At 45.2% G+C, this 1,021-nt stretch carries 1 protein-coding gene; it reads left to right on the plus strand.

Annotated elements, in window-relative coordinates; all coding sequences use genetic code 11:
* Positions 1-228: 228 nt before the first annotated feature.
* Positions 229-633 (plus strand): LUD domain-containing protein, encoded by a 405-nt coding sequence (locus tag H6A32_RS15775; protein ID WP_204864816.1) that lies wholly within the window; start codon positions 229-231, stop codon positions 631-633.
* Positions 634-1,021 lie beyond the last annotated feature (388 nt).

The raw sequence follows: 1,021 nt of genomic DNA on the forward strand, positions 1-1,021 counted from the left end.
AAAAGATTCCCGAAGGGACAAAAGAATGCTGTCCCGATTTGATGTAAGGCCAGTATATACCCTCAGTGAGAAAATAACAAGAGAAAAAAAGGGGTGAATTCTGATATAATGAGATCAGGAGCAAAAGCAGAAGGAGGGAAGACACTTGGGAAACAAAAGTTTTGACAAGGTAGAAAAGAATTTGAAAGAGAGAGGATAAAGCACAACACGGTCTACTGGCATCTGCGGATGCCGCAGGGCATGACTGATGCGGAAGTGCGTGCAAAAGAAAATGCCGCGGAAATCTACCTCTCTTCGGTGAACGGACTTGCCGAGACAGGCGAGATGATCAACATTGACGGACGATGCAACCGGGTGGCGTCTATTTTCTACGGTCACGAGAAGGTGTATCTGGTGATTGGGGAAAACAAGCTGGAGAAAGACTATGACAGCGCGTTGTACCGGGCACGGAATGTGGCGGCTCCGCGCAATGCAAGAAGAGTCGGAGCCAATACTCCTTGTGCAGTAAACATGGACCGCTGTTATGACTGTAGCAGTCCGGACCGGATCTGCCGGGGTCTTTCTGTTTTGTGGGGAAAACCGACAGGAAGCGAGTTTGAAATCCTGTTGATTCACGAGGAACTGGGCTATTAATGTCCGGGGAACAGGCGTATTGTTAGAGTCAGCCTTGCGATTTTCACCTTGCTACGGTTGAAAATAAGATGCTTGGGTTCAGAGCCGTAGTTCATTCGTGCCGAATACGGTTATGAGCAAGTTTGTTGGTGATACAGCGGTAGTTTTAAACGGTCTGGTACGGTTACAAGTGTGTATTCAGAATAAGATAACCGTATTCAAATCGGAAGAAATACCTCTGAAATAGAGCAATCGCTATTTTTAACCGTATTTTGATTCAAATCCGTACGGTTAGGACAGAGCATTTATAAAAAAGAACCGTAATTGCTGCAGGCAGCTTCAGTTGCAATGAAAATAACTTGATAAAAAGAGAGGAAAAAGCGATGATGACAAATAAGGAGATCCTTCG

Origin of the sequence: Drancourtella massiliensis (assembly GCF_016900655.1) — a bacterium.
Taxonomy (GTDB): domain Bacteria; phylum Bacillota; class Clostridia; order Lachnospirales; family Lachnospiraceae; genus Sellimonas; species Sellimonas catena.